We start from the raw sequence: 16,734 nt of genomic DNA, 5'->3' as shown, positions 1-16,734 counted from the left end.
AAAAATCAACACTAAAAAAGCCCTTAGAAGTTCCCTTCTAAAGACCTTTGATTTATAGATTAAGCAAAGATTGAGAAGAATGGTGCACCAAGCTTAGTATCCATCGAATCTCGACTCTGAACACCATGAATGTAATCCAATGAATACCAACCATTGTTATTGGCGTTAAATGGATCACGAACATATGTTTTACCATTATCATAGCCATGAAGTACGATTTCATGCGTGTAAGGATAATTGATAAATTGGCTTGCTCCTACTGCCGCAAGAACGTGTTGACCTGACATCAAGGCTGAAGCAATGTTAGCAATACTTGAAAGTACGTTGCTCTTCAGACCCCAATTTTTACTTGCTAATACAATACCATCTGCATCTGTACCAGCGACTGATGTTTTATTAAATGAATTTGTATTGTAGTACAAATAATCCGCAACTGTCGTTGGTGCAATGACAGTTCCCAAGATATCTGTAAAAGTCATGGCAAGTGATGTTGGAACACAACCAGATTGATGCATATTGCTGACACCATACCACTTAGAAGCCCAACGAGGGTCACGTTGAGAATAATAAGTCGTCTGAGGCTCAACACGACGATTACGTGGAGCAAGAGCTGTCTCACCAAGGTTAAATCCGTCTACAGTATTGTCTACATAGTCTACATAAACGTGAGTCGTATAGTTACCGATGAGATTCTTATGATTAACAGTCGATACATTGATTTCAGTATGTGTTCCAGTAGGTGCTGTATTATACCAAGAAAGGTTTCCTTGGTTACTTTCTGACCATACAGCTACACGAATATTCTTAATCTGACGTCCTTGTGGCGCTTGATCAACTACAACTGTAAAACTACCTGCTTCTGAATTAACATTAGTGATATAGGTTTGCGTTTTAGTCTTAGCATTACGGAATTCAACTGTTGTCGTTGTCCCTCCTACACCAACTTGTGACCCATCATTTAAAATGTAGTACAAATGAATATTGTACAAACCTGTTGAATTTTTGTGGTTAGTAGCTTGAACATTTACCGTATAAGTGCCATTAGCTTGACGTGTGGCTTCATACCAACGAATGTCATCTTGACCATCTTTTTCAGACCAAATAGGTACTTGAACAGTACGAACACCTTTAGAACTATAGACATCACTGATAATGACATCAAAAGTACCAGTATCTTTATTATTATTAACTACTGAAATTGTACCGACTGGCTTATTATGTTTTACGTCTACAATAGTTTCAGTGACATAATGACGTTGGTTGGCATTATCTACGATGTAAACGTCAGCACGGTAATTTCCTAGTGAATTCTTATGCTCACTAGCCTTAATAGTAACACGGTAACTACCATCAGTTTGGCGACTAGCCTTATGCCAAACGAGATCATCTTGTCCATTAACGAGACTCCATGAAGGAACTAAAACTTCCTTAACCCCATTTGGTGCTACGATATTGCGGATAACAGCATCAAAAGTACCTAAATCAGCATTATTATTTTCAATAAAGAGGCTTGCACTAGGACGAGTTTGAGAAACTTCTACCACTTTTTCAGTAAGGTAGAAACGTTTGTTAGAGTCATCTACAAGGTAGGCATCGGCACGGTATTTACCAGTTGAATTCTTATGATCCGTTGCTTTGATAGTCACTCGGTAAGAACCATCGGCTTGACGAGTTGCCTTATGCCAGATAAGGTCGTCTTGACCACCAGCTAAACTCCATGAAGGAACAAGAACTTCTTTCAAACCTGTAGGAGCAACAATGTTACGAACAACTGCATCAAAAGTACCTGCTGCAGTATTGTTATTTTCAATCGTAAGGAGACCACTAGGTCTAGCATAATCAACAGCCACTACTTTTTCAGCAATATAATGGCGGTTGTTAGAGTTATCCACGATATAAGCATCGGCACGGTAATTTCCTTTAGTGCCCTTATGCTCACTTGCCTTAATGGTTACACGATAGCTGCCATCAGTTTGCTTAGTCGCCTTATGCCAAATAAGGTCGTCTTGGCCATTTTCAAGACTCCATGATGGCACCAAAACTTCTTTCAAACCTGTAGGAGCAACAATGTTACGAACAACTGCATCAAAAGTACCTGCTGCAGTATTGTTGTTTTCAATCGTAAGGACACCACCTGGTCGAGCATAATCAACAGCCACTACTTTTTCAGCAATATAATGGCGGTTGTTAGAGTTATCCACGATATAAGCATCGGCACGGTAATTTCCTTTAGTGCCCTTATGCTCACTTGCCTTAATGGTTACACGATAGCTGCCATCAGTTTGCTTAGTCGCCTTATGCCAAATAAGGTCGTCTTGGCCATTTTCAAGACTCCATGATGGCACCAAAACTTCTTTAACACCTAGTGGTGCTGAGATATTAGTGATAACGGCGTCAAAAGTTCCAGCCTTAGCATTATTGTTTTCAATAGTAAAACTTGCTTTAGGTTTCAACTGCTCAGGTGTCTTACCAATGAAGACTTGCGTAGTTGTTCCACCAACACCCGTCAATTGACCATCTTTTTGAACATAATAAAGGTGAATATTATAAAGCCCTGTCGAGTTTTTATGAGCTGAAGCCTTAACGTTTACTGTATAAGTTCCATTATTTTGACGGTTAGCCGTATACCAGATAATGTCATCTTGACCATTAATTTCTGACCAAATTGGAACAGAGACTGTTTCAACACCATTTGGTGCTTTGACATTAGAGATGACAACATCAAAGCTACCAACAGTTGGATTATTATTGACAATAGAAATGGTTCCACTCAAATTGCCTTGAGTTGCATCAACCTCAGCACTAGCATTAGCTGTGAAACGTCCGGTATAGTCCACGCTGTGGTCAAAGACATGTTTACCTGGCAAGAGATTAGCAGTTGCTGTAAACTGCCATGCACCAGTTTTGGCATTATAGCGCATATTTTTAGCGCTCGTTGCTGTAAGAGTTGATGATGGGTACTGTGCGACCCAGAAATTTTCGATACCAAATTGAGAGGTTGAGACAGGTCCACGGTAGCCTAGATTGTTCTCATCCAACCAGCTGGAACTTGTATAGAACATCAAGTTGTTGTAACCATGCTTACGCATTTCATTAACCCATGCTTGAGTGTTACGGTTGATATTTGGAAGCATCTTAGAGTCTTCGAAATCGTTAACCATAACAGTGCTCTTTGAAAGGTTAAGGTTTTGTGCAGCTTGAATGTAGAAACGAGCCTCTGCACGTGCTTCTTCCTCTGTTGTATATCGAGAAAAATGATAGGTAGATACTTGAAGACCGGCAATTTGAGCATTGCGAACTTGTGATGGTGCTTTAGGGTTGTTGTACCAAGTATCCTCAGTCAACTTGACAACGACACCACCAACACCTTGGCGTGCAAGAGCACGATAGTCATCTACACTGATTTCACCATTATGGCTGCTGACATCGATAAAAGTCTTCGGTTGCACCTTAAGAGTTGGCGAAGGTACATCCGTAGAATTTGTTAATTTAGCAGGTGTTGCTACAGTGCTATTTGACATTTCTGAACTTTTCGCACTTGTAGAAGCAGTTCCACTTTCTGAACTTACTACAGAAGTCGCAACTGAATTTGATGTTGCAGCAACAGTAGAGTTAGCTACCGAAGTTGATGTCGTTGCTGTTGCAGCCTCGGAACTCTGTGAAGCAGGAGACGTAGATACCGTTGGAGCACTAGCTTTTGCCACTTCACTCGAAGCTGCGGGTGCTGAAACCGTTGAACTAGTAGTTACAGGTAAGGCAGCTTCTCCACCAAAAATCTCAGCCGCTGTCGCAGGTTGATACTGATTTCCTTCAGTAACGGAAGGCGTTTGTGTTGCCACTTCATCAGCTTGAGCAACCTGAGTAGTAACAGCCAAGAGAACAGCCGCACTGGCATAGTAGATAAAATCTTTCGTTCGCATTTAACTTTCCTTTTGCATTTGTAATACTTGAACCATTTTACCACAGAAAAACTCTCGTGGAAAGGTTATTATTAAAATTTTTCTAAATAAAATAGAAATATTATAAAATTATAAATAAACTTTTTCTCTTGATAGAAAACTCTTTAACTTATTATTCGTATGTTTCTACAAAACTATTGAAAATCCGTAACAATTTTTTCAAATAAATACAAATGAAAATGTATAAAAAAATTCCCGAACCTTTGTCCGAGAATTTAATTTATCCTTATTTACGTTTTGGTGGGTTATGGATTGCTTCTCCAAGTACGTCAGCAAAGGCTTCGTACATGTTTTCAGAGAAGGTTGGGTGACCGTGGATAGATTGCAAGAGCTCATCTACAGTCAATTCATTTTCCATAATTGTTGACGCTTCGTTAATCAATTCAGCTGCAGCCGGTCCAATGATATGAACACCAAGGATTTCATGGTACTTCGCATCTGCAACGACTTTAACAAAACCTTGAGCTTCGTTTGAAGCAATAGCACGTCCATTACCAGCAAAGCTTGATTTACCAATGAGGACATCACCATATTTAGCGCGTGCATCTTCTTCAGTAAGACCACACATTGCGACTTCTGGGTGTGTGTAAACAGCTGCAGGTGTGTAGTCAAGGTGAGCCTTACGAACGTTACCATGCATAGCATTTTCAGCTGCAACTTCACCCATACGGTAAGCAGCGTGAGCAAGCATCTTAGTTCCGTTTACATCACCCGGTGCATAGATACCAGGGATTGATGTTTCTTGATAAGCATTCACTTTGATACGACCACGGTCTAATTCAAGGTTAAGATTTTCAAGACCATCCAACTGAGGAACACGACCGATTGAAAGAAGGGCGCGATCAGCTACAATCTCTTCACCATTATTGAGTTTAAGGGTCAATTGGTTGTTAGCTTCTACAATCTCAGAAACTCCGACAGATGTCATGATCTTCATGCCCTTCTTAGCAAGGATTTTTTGAAGTTCAAGTGACACTTCTTTATCCATAGCAGGAATAATGCGGTCAGCCATCTCAACAACAGTTACTTCTACACCGTATGAAGCATAAACAAGACCAAGTTCGATACCAACGACACCACCACCCATAACAGCAAGTGATTTAGGCAATTCACGCAAGTCAAGGATATCATCGGATGTCATCACAAGTTGTGACTCAATTCCAGGGATATTGATACGTGAAACTTTTGATCCAGTTGCAAGAATGATGTTACGTCCCTTGATTGTTTCTGAGCCAATAGTAACAGTCTTATCTGGATTAACTTGACCAAGACCATTGAAAATAGTTACCTTATTAGCCTTCAAAAGACCTTGCACACCACCTGTAAGGGTCTTAACAACAGAGTTCTTAAAGTCAACTGTCTTATCCATATCGATGGTGTAGTTTGTTGATGCTAGGTTGATACCACGACCTGCTGCAATCTTAAGTCCATCAAGGATTTCTGCGTTTTTAAGGTAGGTCTTAGTTGGGATACATCCCTTATTCAAACATGTTCCACCAAATTCTGATTTTTCAACGATAGCAACCTTACCGCCAAGTTGTGCTCCACGGATGGCTGCATAGTAACCAGCTGGACCACCACCAACAACAACGATATCATATTCGTTATCAGCAAGTGGTGCTTTTTCTGCAGTAGCTGCTGGAGCAGCTGGGGCAGGAGCTTTAGGAACTTCAAGACCAGCAGATTCTAATTGAGCAGTTGCTTCTGCAGCAGGTGCACTGGCTGCATTATCGGCCACAACTTCACCTTCTGCTCCAATATAACCAATAACCTCAGTAACTGGTACAGTTTCACCAGCCTGACGGGTAATCTTCAAAAGAACACCAGAATCTTCTGCTTCAAGTTCCATGTTCGTTTTATCTGACATGATTTCAAGAAGGATATCCCCCTCATTAACCACATCACCCTCTTGTTTTTTCCACTCGATGATCTCGCCTTCTTGCATGTCCACACCGAGCTTAGGCATAATAATCTCAAAAGCCATTTATAAGATACCAAGAGCGACCAGAAAGCGACTGAAAATTAGGCGTCCGACACGTCAGCCTGCTGACGTAGACGGACGGTCTATTTTCCAAGCTTTCCGCTCGGGTTCAGTTAAGCCCTCTGGTTCGCCCTCTCCTTTCTATTTAAAACTTCAGTTTTCAGATATTTTTTTACTTAAATCAACAATTCCATTGGATTTTCAATCAAATGTTTTAAATCAACCATGAATTTGGCACCATTCATTCCATCTACAATACGGTGGTCAATAGTCAAGCATAGCCCCATGATTGGACGTACGACAACTTCACCATCAACAACAACCGGTGTCTGAATAGTTGCTGAAACACCAAGGATGGCTGAGTTTGGTTGGTTGACGATTGGGTTAAATGATTTGGTTCCAAACATTCCCAAGTTAGTAATAGAGAAGGTTGAACCTGACATTTCTGCAGCCTTCAATTTACCTGCCTGAGCTTTCTTGATGACATCCTTAGAGGCCACCACAAAGTCAGACAAACTCATCTTATCTGCACCATGAACTACTGGTACAATCAAGCCATCATCTAGACCAACGGCAATACCAAGATTAACAAATTTGTGTAATTCGATATTTTGTGCATCATCAATTAAGGATGCATTGAGGTAACGGTGTTCCTCTTTCATAAGGGTACGCACAACTGCCAAACCAATCAAATCAGTGAAGGTCACCTTCATACCAGTCTTATTCATGATTGGATCAAGGACTTGCTTACGAAGAGCCATTAGGTTAGTCATGTCTACGTCATAGTTAAGGGTGAAGGTTGGCGCAGTCAAATATGAATGCATCATTCCCTTAGAAATAGCCTTACGCATAGCAGACATTGGGATGACTTCCACGCCTTCTGGCAAGACTTTTTCAGGTTTAGCTTCAACCACAGGTGTAGCAGCAGCTTCCTTAACTTGTGCTGGGGCACTGATTGCAAGGACATCTTCCTTGGTAATCTTACCACCAAAGCCTGTTCCAGATACGCTAGCTAAATCAATACCAAGGTCCGCTGCAATCTTACGTGCCAACGGAGTTGCCTTAGGTTGAGCACCCTTAAAGTTCTCAACGTCATCAGCATGAACACGACCTTTTGCTCCAGTTCCTGGAACTTGAGCAAGGTCAATCCCCATCTCATGAGCCACTTTACGTGCTTTAGGTGTTGCACGTACTTTGCCACCTTCATGAACCACAGCTACTTTTGGCTGTGGTGTAGCAACAGGTGCATCCACATTAGCAACCTCTTCAACTTGCGGCGCAGCTTCTGCAGCTGGAGCGCTCGCAGCATTATCGGCTACAACTTCACCTTCTGCTCCAATATAACCAATAACCTCAGTAACTGGTACTGTTTCACCAGCCTGACGAGTAATCTTCAAAAGAACACCTGAATCTTCTGCTTCAAGTTCCATGTTCGTCTTATCTGACATGATTTCAAGAAGAATATCTCCCTCATTAACCACATCACCCTCTTGTTTTTTCCACTCGATGATTTCGCCTTCCTGCATGTCCACACCAAGCTTTGGCATAATAATCTCAAAAGCCATTTATAAGATACCAAGAGCGACCAGAAAGCGACTGAAAATTAGGTGTCCGACACGTCAGCCTGCTGACGTAGACGGACGGTCTATTTTCCAAGCTTTCCGCTCGGGTTCAGTTACACCCTCTGGTTCGCCCTCTCCTTTCTACTTTAAATTATATTTTCCGATACTCTCACAGTTAAAACAAGAAACACATTTTACTAGCGAGACATATCACTTAACCGTCTCTAGAAAGTTAGTTTCCTTTATTGGCCATCTTGATAATAGCAGCCTTAATCTTTTCAACATCTGGAAGAACCGCTTGTTCCAAGACACGCGCATAAGGTACAGGCACATCTTCACTTGCCAAACGTACAATTGGGTGGTCAAGGTAATCGAATGCTTCACTTTCAGTAACCATAGCAGCAATCTCACCGATGAATCCACCAGTCTTATATGCATCATTGACCAACATAAGTTTACCAGTCTTCTTAACTGACTCGAAAATCAATTCCTTATCAAGTGGGATAAGCGTACGTGGGTCAACGACCTCAACGTTAATACCTTGTTCAGCCACTTCTTCAGCAGCCTTAAGAACACGTTCCAACATACGACCATATGTGACAATAGTAAGGTCAGTTCCTTCACGCTTGATTTCACCTTTTCCAAGTGGAATGTAGAAATCAGGATCTTGAGTCACTTCCTCTTTCTTACCGTAAAGTGCTTTTGGTTCCATGAAGATAACAATGTTATTGTCCTGAATAGCAGATTTCAAAAGACCTTTAGCGTCGTTAGCATTACCTGGAGCAACCACTTTAATCCCTGGAATGTGAGTCAACCATGACTCAAGAGATTGTGAGTGCTGTGCCGCAGAACCAATCCCTGAACCAGAAGCTACACGGAAAGTTACAGGAGTCTTCAAACCACCACCAAACATGTAGTTGTTTTTGGCACCATTATTAACGATAGCATCAAGGGCAATCGTGATGAAGTCCATGAAAGTCAAGTCAACGATTGGACGAAGACCTGTGATGGCAGATCCAACAGCTGCACCAGCGATAGCTGCCTCTGAAATTGGTGTATCTTTAACACGTTTTTCACCAAACTCTGCCAACATCCCAACTGATGTACCGAAGTCACCACCATAGATACCAACATCTTCACCCATAAGGAAGATGTTTTCGTCTTTACGCATCTCCTCGCTCATAGCAAGGTTTACTGCCTCACGCAAGGCCATCAATTTTGTTTCACTCATACTTGTATTCCTCAACCTTTCTCTTTAGTCTACCCATACATCTTCAAAGGCAACTGAAAGTTCTGGATCTGGGCTATTTTGGGCGAACTCATAAGCTGCATCAACCTCTGCCTTGACTTGGCTTTGGATAGCATCTAACTCTTCAGCGCTTGCGATATTTTCAGAAACGAGATAGTCACGGTATTTAATAATTGGGTCGTTATTGTTCTTCCACTCGTCAACTTCTTCCTTAGTACGGTAAACACCTGCATCAGCAGTTGAGTGACCAAACCAACGGTAAGATTCTACCTCAACAATAGCGGGACCGTTGCCACCACGGACATGCTCAACAGCCTTGCCCATTGTTTCGTATACAGCTAAAACATCGTTACCATCTTCACAGTAGAAACCAGGAATACCATAAGCTTCCGCACGTGTATAAAGGTGGGGTGTGTTTGTTGCTTTATGGATATCCATTGAGATACCATAACGGTTATTGATGATAAAGAAGATAACCGGCAATTTCCAAGTAGCTGCCATATTGACTGACTCATGGAATGAGCCTTCATTAGTTGCACCATCTCCTGAAAAGGCCACAACAATGTTTCCTGTTTCTTTGTATTGCTGAGTGAGAGCTGCACCTACGGCAAGAGCATAACCACCACCAACAATACCGTTAGTTCCGTAGTTACCTTTTTCAAAGTCAGCCAAATGCATAGAACCACCACGGCCCTTAGAAACACCTGTCGCCTTACCTGCAAGCTCCGCCATCATTTTATTCAAATCCATGTCTTGGGCAATAGATTGTCCGTGACCACGGTGATTTGAAAAGAAGATATCGTGATAGCTCAAGTGTTGAACAGCCCCAACGTTGGCTGCTTCCTCACCAACTGAAAAGTGAGTCATTCCTTGAACAAAACCACGACGAACCAATTTATTAATACGTGAATCAAATTCACGAATACGTTCCATTTTAGTGAACATCAAAAGATGTGTCTCTTTAGAAAGTTTTACCATATCGATCTCCTCTATCGAAATTTTTCTATACATCTAGGATAGGTTAAAAAAACTTAATGGGCAAGAAATATGCTTGAAAAATGAAAAGCCTTACATCCTTATCACTTATAGGCAATTCGTATGCTCTTTTTGTTTGCGATATGGTATAATAATATGATTGTATAGATTTTACCCGAATAGGAGAATATTTGATATTGAGTGATGTCATAATTCACGGGCTTACGGCATGTATAGCTTTTATTTTACAAATTATTATCTTCAAGGTGACCACGCAAAGGCCGCTTAGATACTGGATTATTATTTTAGCTGGTATAGCAATTTTTGCCTCTAGTTATTTGGGCATTTTGTATCCAAAATCCGGTTTTATTGCACTTATACTCTTTCTAGCTGCCAAATCCTACAAAAATCTAAGACATACCATTTTGGAGACTTTCTTCATACCTTTCACCTTTGCCTTAACGGTAAGATTGGTCATTTTCCTGATTATTCCAATCTTTTTTCCTTCTGTCCTAGATTACTATTATGCTGGTCCCTTTATTCTCTTTCTTGCTTTTTTACTTTGGTTTGCACAAAGTGCCCTTCTTCAGGTGGACTACTCTCGAATGATGCAAATTGATAAAGCAAGACCATGGTACAGGTCAACGTCTGTCGCTCTTTGTAGCTTAGCCTTTATTTACTTTGCTTCTGAACTCGTTTCAACAGACATTCACTTTACCATTACCTTTCTTATCATTACGGCTCTGATTCTATCTAAGCAGGTTAATCTCTATAGAAAAGACCTCAATGCTCAAACACAAGCAGCCCAAGAGGAACATTCTCACCTTCTTCAAAAATCAAGTCAGAACATCAATACCTGGTACCAGAAAAAGACTAGCCAAGAGCTCTTCATCAAAGACGAAGCTGAAAACCTCTACGATATCATCCGTTTTCAGCAAAATGAGGAAGCTCAGGAGTTAATTGACTACTTACTGACACCGAATCCGCTCGATAAGAAGATTGATCATTTTTATCGAGACAAACTAGAAAATATTAAACTGCCAGATTTACAGGTACTCTTTGAAGCTAAATTTCTAAAGGCAAAAGTAATGGATGTTTGGGTTAGTATGGAGGTCCCAGAACCTATTACCGTCTATCCTATTTATCCTTTAGACTGGGTATATGTCCTATCAACTATCTTGGATCATGTCATTGACCAAGCACAAGATAGTGAACAGAAATACCTTAGCTATGCTTATTTTAAGGATGAGGATAGTCAACACTTTGTCGTTGAAAGTTCAAGCACTAAAGAAGATTCAGCTATTACATCTGATTTCTCTGATCCTGAACTAAAACGCGTCAATACTATTCTATCTACTTATCCAAACGTTAACATTGTTTCAAATACACGTGCTGGGATTTATCGCTTACAAATTGAAATTGACATGACTAAAGGAGGTTACAATGATTACTAATATTATCAATCCCCTCTTACAGGCCGTTAGTTTCATTTCTATTTGGTACCTCTACCAGACTATGTCTAAGATTAAGCCACTACGAGGACACCTTTTACTTCTATTTTTGTCCTATGTAGCTGCAGCGTCCTATTTTAGTCTCGTAAAAATCGTTGTGGACCCGCTTTTCTTCCTTGTTGCCGATTTGGCCCTTGTGAAAGAGCGTTCTTTCTATCATCGATTGCTTTACGCTTTTTATCCAACTATCCTTTTTGATATGGCAACACGACTACTTTCAATTGTCATTATCCCTCACGTCTTACATATCAAAGGTGATATTACCCTCAACACTAACTTACATATCTTGACCTACATCTTAGCACCATTAATCATTTACCTAATGCTTAAAATCTTCGCCGTAGACCTAAATCAGATGAGTAGTCTTGACGAAGCTTGGGCGAGACGTAACTGGTTGCGAAGCACTGCCTTCCTAGCTGTCTATTATGTCTTCTTTACTGTTATCCATGGTCTTAACAGTATTCTTCCAACAGCAAATGACCCTAAAAATTTATTTGAAATAGTTTTCAAGGTCAGTCCTAATAGTTCTGTTATCTTAGTTCTCTATATTGCCCTACTACTATGGGATTTTTACAATTGGAACCAGGCTGTCCACCAACAATCTATCGATAGACTGAACAAAGAACGTCATAAATTGTTGGGTACTATGACTAACTATAGCAAATCCTTTATCCAGATTATTATGCAAAAGCAAACGTCCTTCGACTTATTCAAGAAAAATCTCAAGGAGGTTTCTCTTGCCTTGGAAAATGAAGATACTGCCAAAGCTACTAGTCTACTTGAGATTTATAAAACGGACAATGCTAACATTGGTAATCCAGAGACTCAAGAAAACTTGGATAGGCTTAGCAATCCAATAATATCTAGTTTTCTTTCAAATCGTATTTTGGAAATGAGAGCGTCACATGTAGATATTTCCATTAATATTAGTCCTCAGTTTGGTGAGATTCCTTTATCTGACCTCGATTTATATCAACTGCTCCAAGCTTCGGATAGAGCGATATTTAAACTACTTCGTCCTGATGTCAAGGTCAACAGTAGTTACCTTCAACTAGATCACTCACAACTCCTTGTTATTGAATTACCAGTTTTGGCTGATAAGGTTAGCAAAGATAAAGAACTGAATGATTTAGTAAAGAGTTTGCCAAATGTTGACTATCGTATCGGTTTACATGCAGGTTATCTGACTCAAATTATTGAAATCTTTGAACCTGGTTATTAAACGATAAGAAAAAGAGCCAATGGCTCTTTTTTTGCAACCTCATATATCTTCTTACTAAAATATCTTGAAATGAGAGGAGGTAAACCAGATAATCCTCGTGCTAAACAAGGACACCCAGTTTACAAACCTGAGTGACGTTTTCTGCTAATATTCTACGATGGATAGGTGGGGGTTAGAAGGCACCGCCGCCACCGCCTCCTCCGCCCCCAGAGAAGCCACCGCCACTAAAGCCTCCACTACCACTACTTGAGTTAATAGAGAAGTTACTTACGGTATCTGAAGCAGAAACATAGTTTTGCAATGCAGTTGAATTGTATAGCATTGCAAAAGATACAGGTGAATAAGTAAAAGCGTCTAAAGATGGATTGCTAAGGTGAATGTTGTAACGTTTCAGAACATCACTGACTTTCTTGGCCTCTCCATAAAGTGTCGCATAAACTAGAATACGATTCCATAAAACAATGGATTGTAATTCCGCTTGATTAAACTGCCCAATACTCTTAATCATGTTGTTAAAACTATGCCATTGATAATAAATATCTGAGTTTTTTGGAACAAGGCATCCGTTTGCCCGCCCATTAATTTGAAAACGATAAATAAGATGCATGGTAATAACTGGGAAGAAAAAGAGTAAATATAACAAGGATAAATTAGAGGAGAAACCAATTGAGAGAAGGAAGAAACCAATCGCAATAAGTATGTAGAGGAATACAAATATGTTGTTCGCCACTGAAGATAAATGAGTTTCTGAAGAAGTAAGTTGCCTATATAGGCTTGGTAGTCCGAGTTGCTTTTCTTGCCTTTCGACACCCTGGGTAACCCTTGTAGCATCATCCAAAAACAGACTTCTAATATTTCTACCTATAGAGCGAAGCTTATCTCTTTCCGTACTATTTTTAGCTTTTTTATACTGACTCTCAATTTCATCTTCGTTAATATAGTATCGTGAGAACATATCTTTCTCTTTGACTTGAGTTTGACCATCAAAAAGCATCTCAATAAAAGCTAATTCAAAACCAGCTAAACCATCCCTTTTAACAAATTCAAGAATTGGCTCTTCCGTTGATTGACTAAAGGATAAGTTTCCTCTATCTATAAGATCCAGTATAGTCGCTTGAACCATATGGTTAAAGGATATTGGGTAAGTCACACTATTCAGACCACTAATGTCAAATCGTTGGTTGTAGACGTTCTGAGCAAGAACAAGAGGAGCTAGATTTTGAGGAATGTCATAAAGTCTACTATCCTTTGGGAAACGTGGTGGTCTCGTGCTTCTCAAGACTGAACTATATAAAACGATTGCTATAACAAACAAGACGAGGAGAAGTCCTGGAAAAAGACCATAGAAAATTATGTGATAAATCTTTCTATTTCTCACAATATCATTTTCCTGTTTTAGGAATTTATCTTTAGCTGAACTATCGATGATGTTAGTGGAATTTTTAGATTTTAGACTTGCTGTCATAGGCCAATAAGCATGAAGTTCGAGTTTTCCCTTTGCAGGAAAATTATCAAACTGAATATTATAGCCTTCATCCGTCCTTTGAACCTGAGGATTTTTTTGAAAGAATCCTGCATGAGCATAAAGCTCACCCTTATTGGAATCTAAACCATCAACAGTAAAATCAACATGACCAATTGACTTATCCCAATCGGAAATCGGAAACCAATTGAGGACAGCAACATCAGAATAAAGATTTAAAATACGATTAATTTGCCAAGTAACCTTAAGAACAACTTTATCACCTCTATGTCCTTGATTGTAAACTTTCAGCTTAGTTCCATCTGATAATTCTGATGCTACAACCTCGACATAGGGTTTGGTTTGGCCATTTACTGTCGCTGTTACCGTTGGATTACCAGCAATGTAAAAACCATCTGGAACTGGCTTTGCACGACCTAATGTGACATACTGCCCATGGTAATCACTTTCAAAATCATAAGTAATTTCCTGCGTAAATGTTGCACTACTATTATCCGAAATACTTAGATGTCCTTTGTATGAGGGGATACGGTAACTAACGTCATCAGCTTTAACAGAAATTACGGGGACTATAAAAGCTATTAAACAACCAAGCCAAATCAAAAATTTTTTCATAATCTCTCCTTACTGCTAGCCCTAAAACCAAAAGAAATAGCATTGGACAAAACCAGAACAATTTCTTTCAGTTTCTCAAATAAGAAGGGGCGAAAACTCAAGCTTGATAGACAATTTCACCATCACAGATAGTGTATTTAACACTTCCAGTAAGCTCTTCGCCTACAAATGGTGAATTGGCTGCTTTAGACTTAAAGTCTGCTGTAACTTGACGTTTTTCCTTATCTGCAAAGATAACAAGGTCTGCTGGTCCATTTTCAGCCAAATAACCAGCATCGAAGCCATAAAGATCAGATGGGTTGCTAGTCATTACCTTCAAGAGCTCAGTCAAGCTTAAGTGACCTGCTTCAACCAAGTAGGTCAATCCAAGAGATAGAGATGTTTCAAGACCAGTCATTCCTGATGGTGCTTTAGTCACATCAGCGACATTCTTTTCATCGGCATGGTGTGGCGCGTGGTCTGTAGCAATGACTGAAATGACTCCAGATTTCAATCCTTCGATAACGGCCTGACGGTCAGATTCCAAACGAAGTGGTGGGTTCATCTTAGCATTAGCACCTTTTGAAAGCAAAAGGTCTTCAGTCTTAGAGAAATGTTGGGGTGCTACTTCAGCAGTGACTTGCGCTCCAAGTTTTTGAGCAAACTCAACGACTTTTACAGATTCAGCTTTTGACAAGTGTTGAATATGAACATGTGCTTGTGTATCATAAGCAATCATGGCATCACGTGCAATCATACTGTACTCAGCTACGCCAGTTGCCCCACAAATATGGAATTCTTTTTTAGCAATATTTTCATTGAAACCGAGAATACCATTTAGATCAGGATCTTCCTCGTGAAGGCTGATAAAGGTATTATTCTCCTTAGCTAGCTCCATGGCTTTTTTGACAATACCAGCATTGGTCAATGGAATACCATCATCTGAGAATCCGACAGCACCAGCTTCAAGCAAACCCTTGAAATCAGTGAGGTTTTCACCATCAAAATTCTTTGTAATAGTCGCAACAGACTTAACATGGATATTTTCCTTAGCTGCCGAAGTCAAGACCTCCTCCAAGGTTTCCTTATCTGAAATCGTTGGATTAGTGTTAGCCATCATTACAACCGTTGTAAAACCACCCGCAGCCGCTGCCAAGGCACCAGTATGAATGTCTTCCTTATGAGTTTGACCTGGCTCACGGAAGTGAACATGGATATCCACCAAGCCAGGAGCAACCACAAGACCAGTCGCATCGATGACTTGAGCATCTCCAGCTTCGATATTTTCAGCAATTTTAATGACTTTTTTACCATCAACAAGAACATCAGCTTGCGTATCCAAACCAGACTTAGGGTCTACAACACGACCATTTTTAATCAGTAACATAATCTTCCAACTTTCTATTTTACTTCAACCAATCAATTGGGGATTGGCCTTGAGATACAAGGTAGGCATTGGCTTTTGAAAATGGCTTGCTGCCAAAAAAACCACGATAGGCCGACAAGGGACTCGGATGGGCACTCTCAATAATGGCATGTTTAGGATTAGTCACTAGTGCCTTCTTCTTACGAGCATAGCCACCCCAAAGTATAAAGACAACAGGAGTATCCTTTTGATTGAGGACCTTAATCACAGCATCTGTAAAAGGTTCCCAAACCTGACCAGCATGCCCATTTGCTTGACCTGCTGGAACTGTTAGACAGGCATTAAGCAAAAGCACCCCCTGCTCGGCCCATGACGTTAAATCATGAAAGGATCTAGGACCTAAATCTTCCTCTAATTCCTTGAGAATATTTTTCAAAGACGGGGGAGCTGGAAGGCTATCAGGTACCGAGAAGGAAAGTCCCTGTGCTTGATGAGGCCCATGATAAGGGTCCTGACCAAGGATTACCACCCGCACTTCTTCAAACGGAGTCTCCAACAAGGCATTAAAAACCTTGTCACGCGGCGGATAAACCGTCCCCTGGCTATAAACCTGGTCCATAAACTGATTTATCTTTGAAAAATAATGGTCAGGCAGTTCCTCTTTCAGAAGCTTGTGCCATGTCGAATGTTCCATAAAAACCTCTTTTTAGATTGTTTTACACCCTAAATTATACCATAATTTGTAGGTAATATTCGGAAAATACTGAAAAAGCACCATGATTACGAAGCATTTTCTATCAAGTTTTAAAAATTCATTACTCCACAAGTTTAA

10 protein-coding genes are annotated in these 16,734 nt (G+C 40.2%); 2 read left to right on the top strand and 8 right to left on the bottom strand.

The window, feature by feature from the left end; genetic code table 11:
* Window positions 1-59 precede the first annotated feature (59 nt).
* From ACYVQ1_RS02795 to ACYVQ1_RS02775, 5 genes are all read right to left on the bottom strand, one after another.
* On the bottom strand, window positions 60-3,920 hold the full coding sequence (locus ACYVQ1_RS02795; protein WP_461249746.1) for a GBS Bsp-like repeat-containing protein: 3,861 nt from the start codon (window positions 3,918-3,920) through the stop codon (window positions 60-62).
* 265 nt (window positions 3,921-4,185) lie between these two features.
* Entirely contained in the window at window positions 4,186-5,943 is a 1,758-nt protein-coding gene (gene lpdA / locus ACYVQ1_RS02790; RefSeq protein ID WP_461249745.1) for a dihydrolipoyl dehydrogenase, read from the bottom strand.
* A 173-nt stretch (window positions 5,944-6,116) separates the two neighbouring features.
* On the bottom strand, window positions 6,117-7,505 hold the full coding sequence (locus ACYVQ1_RS02785; protein WP_461249744.1) for a dihydrolipoamide acetyltransferase: 1,389 nt from the start codon (window positions 7,503-7,505) through the stop codon (window positions 6,117-6,119).
* A gap of 229 nt (window positions 7,506-7,734) precedes the next feature.
* The gene (locus tag ACYVQ1_RS02780) at window positions 7,735-8,733 is read right to left on the bottom strand and encodes an alpha-ketoacid dehydrogenase subunit beta (protein ID WP_013990622.1); all 999 of its coding nucleotides are present in this window, start codon (window positions 8,731-8,733) and stop codon (window positions 7,735-7,737) included.
* A gap of 24 nt (window positions 8,734-8,757) precedes the next feature.
* The gene (locus tag ACYVQ1_RS02775; protein WP_461249743.1) at window positions 8,758-9,729 is read right to left on the bottom strand and encodes a thiamine pyrophosphate-dependent dehydrogenase E1 component subunit alpha; all 972 of its coding nucleotides are present in this window, start codon (window positions 9,727-9,729) and stop codon (window positions 8,758-8,760) included.
* 602 nt (window positions 9,730-10,331) lie between these two features.
* Here ACYVQ1_RS02775 and ACYVQ1_RS02770 point away from each other — a divergent pair.
* Together ACYVQ1_RS02770 and ACYVQ1_RS02765 are read left to right on the top strand one after the other, a co-directional pair.
* On the top strand, window positions 10,332-11,180 hold the full coding sequence (locus ACYVQ1_RS02770) for an ATP-binding protein (protein ID WP_461258402.1): 849 nt from the start codon (window positions 10,332-10,334) through the stop codon (window positions 11,178-11,180).
* Complete coding sequence (locus ACYVQ1_RS02765; RefSeq protein ID WP_461249741.1) at window positions 11,170-12,459, top strand: hypothetical protein; 1,290 nt, start codon at window positions 11,170-11,172, stop codon at window positions 12,457-12,459. The genes ACYVQ1_RS02770 and ACYVQ1_RS02765 overlap by 11 nt, the downstream gene beginning before the upstream one ends.
* Window positions 12,460-12,631: 172 nt before the next feature.
* On the opposite strand, the gene ACYVQ1_RS02760 is transcribed toward ACYVQ1_RS02765, so the two are convergent.
* The 3 genes from ACYVQ1_RS02760 to ACYVQ1_RS02750 form a co-directional block, all read right to left on the bottom strand.
* On the bottom strand, window positions 12,632-14,557 hold the full coding sequence (locus ACYVQ1_RS02760) for a DUF2207 family protein (RefSeq protein ID WP_461249740.1): 1,926 nt from the start codon (window positions 14,555-14,557) through the stop codon (window positions 12,632-12,634).
* 97 nt (window positions 14,558-14,654) lie between these two features.
* The gene (locus ACYVQ1_RS02755) at window positions 14,655-15,923 is read right to left on the bottom strand and encodes a dihydroorotase (protein WP_461249739.1); all 1,269 of its coding nucleotides are present in this window, start codon (window positions 15,921-15,923) and stop codon (window positions 14,655-14,657) included.
* A gap of 19 nt (window positions 15,924-15,942) precedes the next feature.
* On the bottom strand, window positions 15,943-16,596 hold the full coding sequence (locus tag ACYVQ1_RS02750) for a uracil-DNA glycosylase (protein ID WP_461249738.1): 654 nt from the start codon (window positions 16,594-16,596) through the stop codon (window positions 15,943-15,945).
* Between the last annotated feature and the right edge of the window lie 138 nt (window positions 16,597-16,734).

The sequence above is a fragment of the Streptococcus parasalivarius genome (assembly GCF_054785155.1).
The sequence above is the reverse complement of the archived record's forward strand: the minus strand, read 5'-3'. Positions and strand labels throughout refer to the sequence as shown.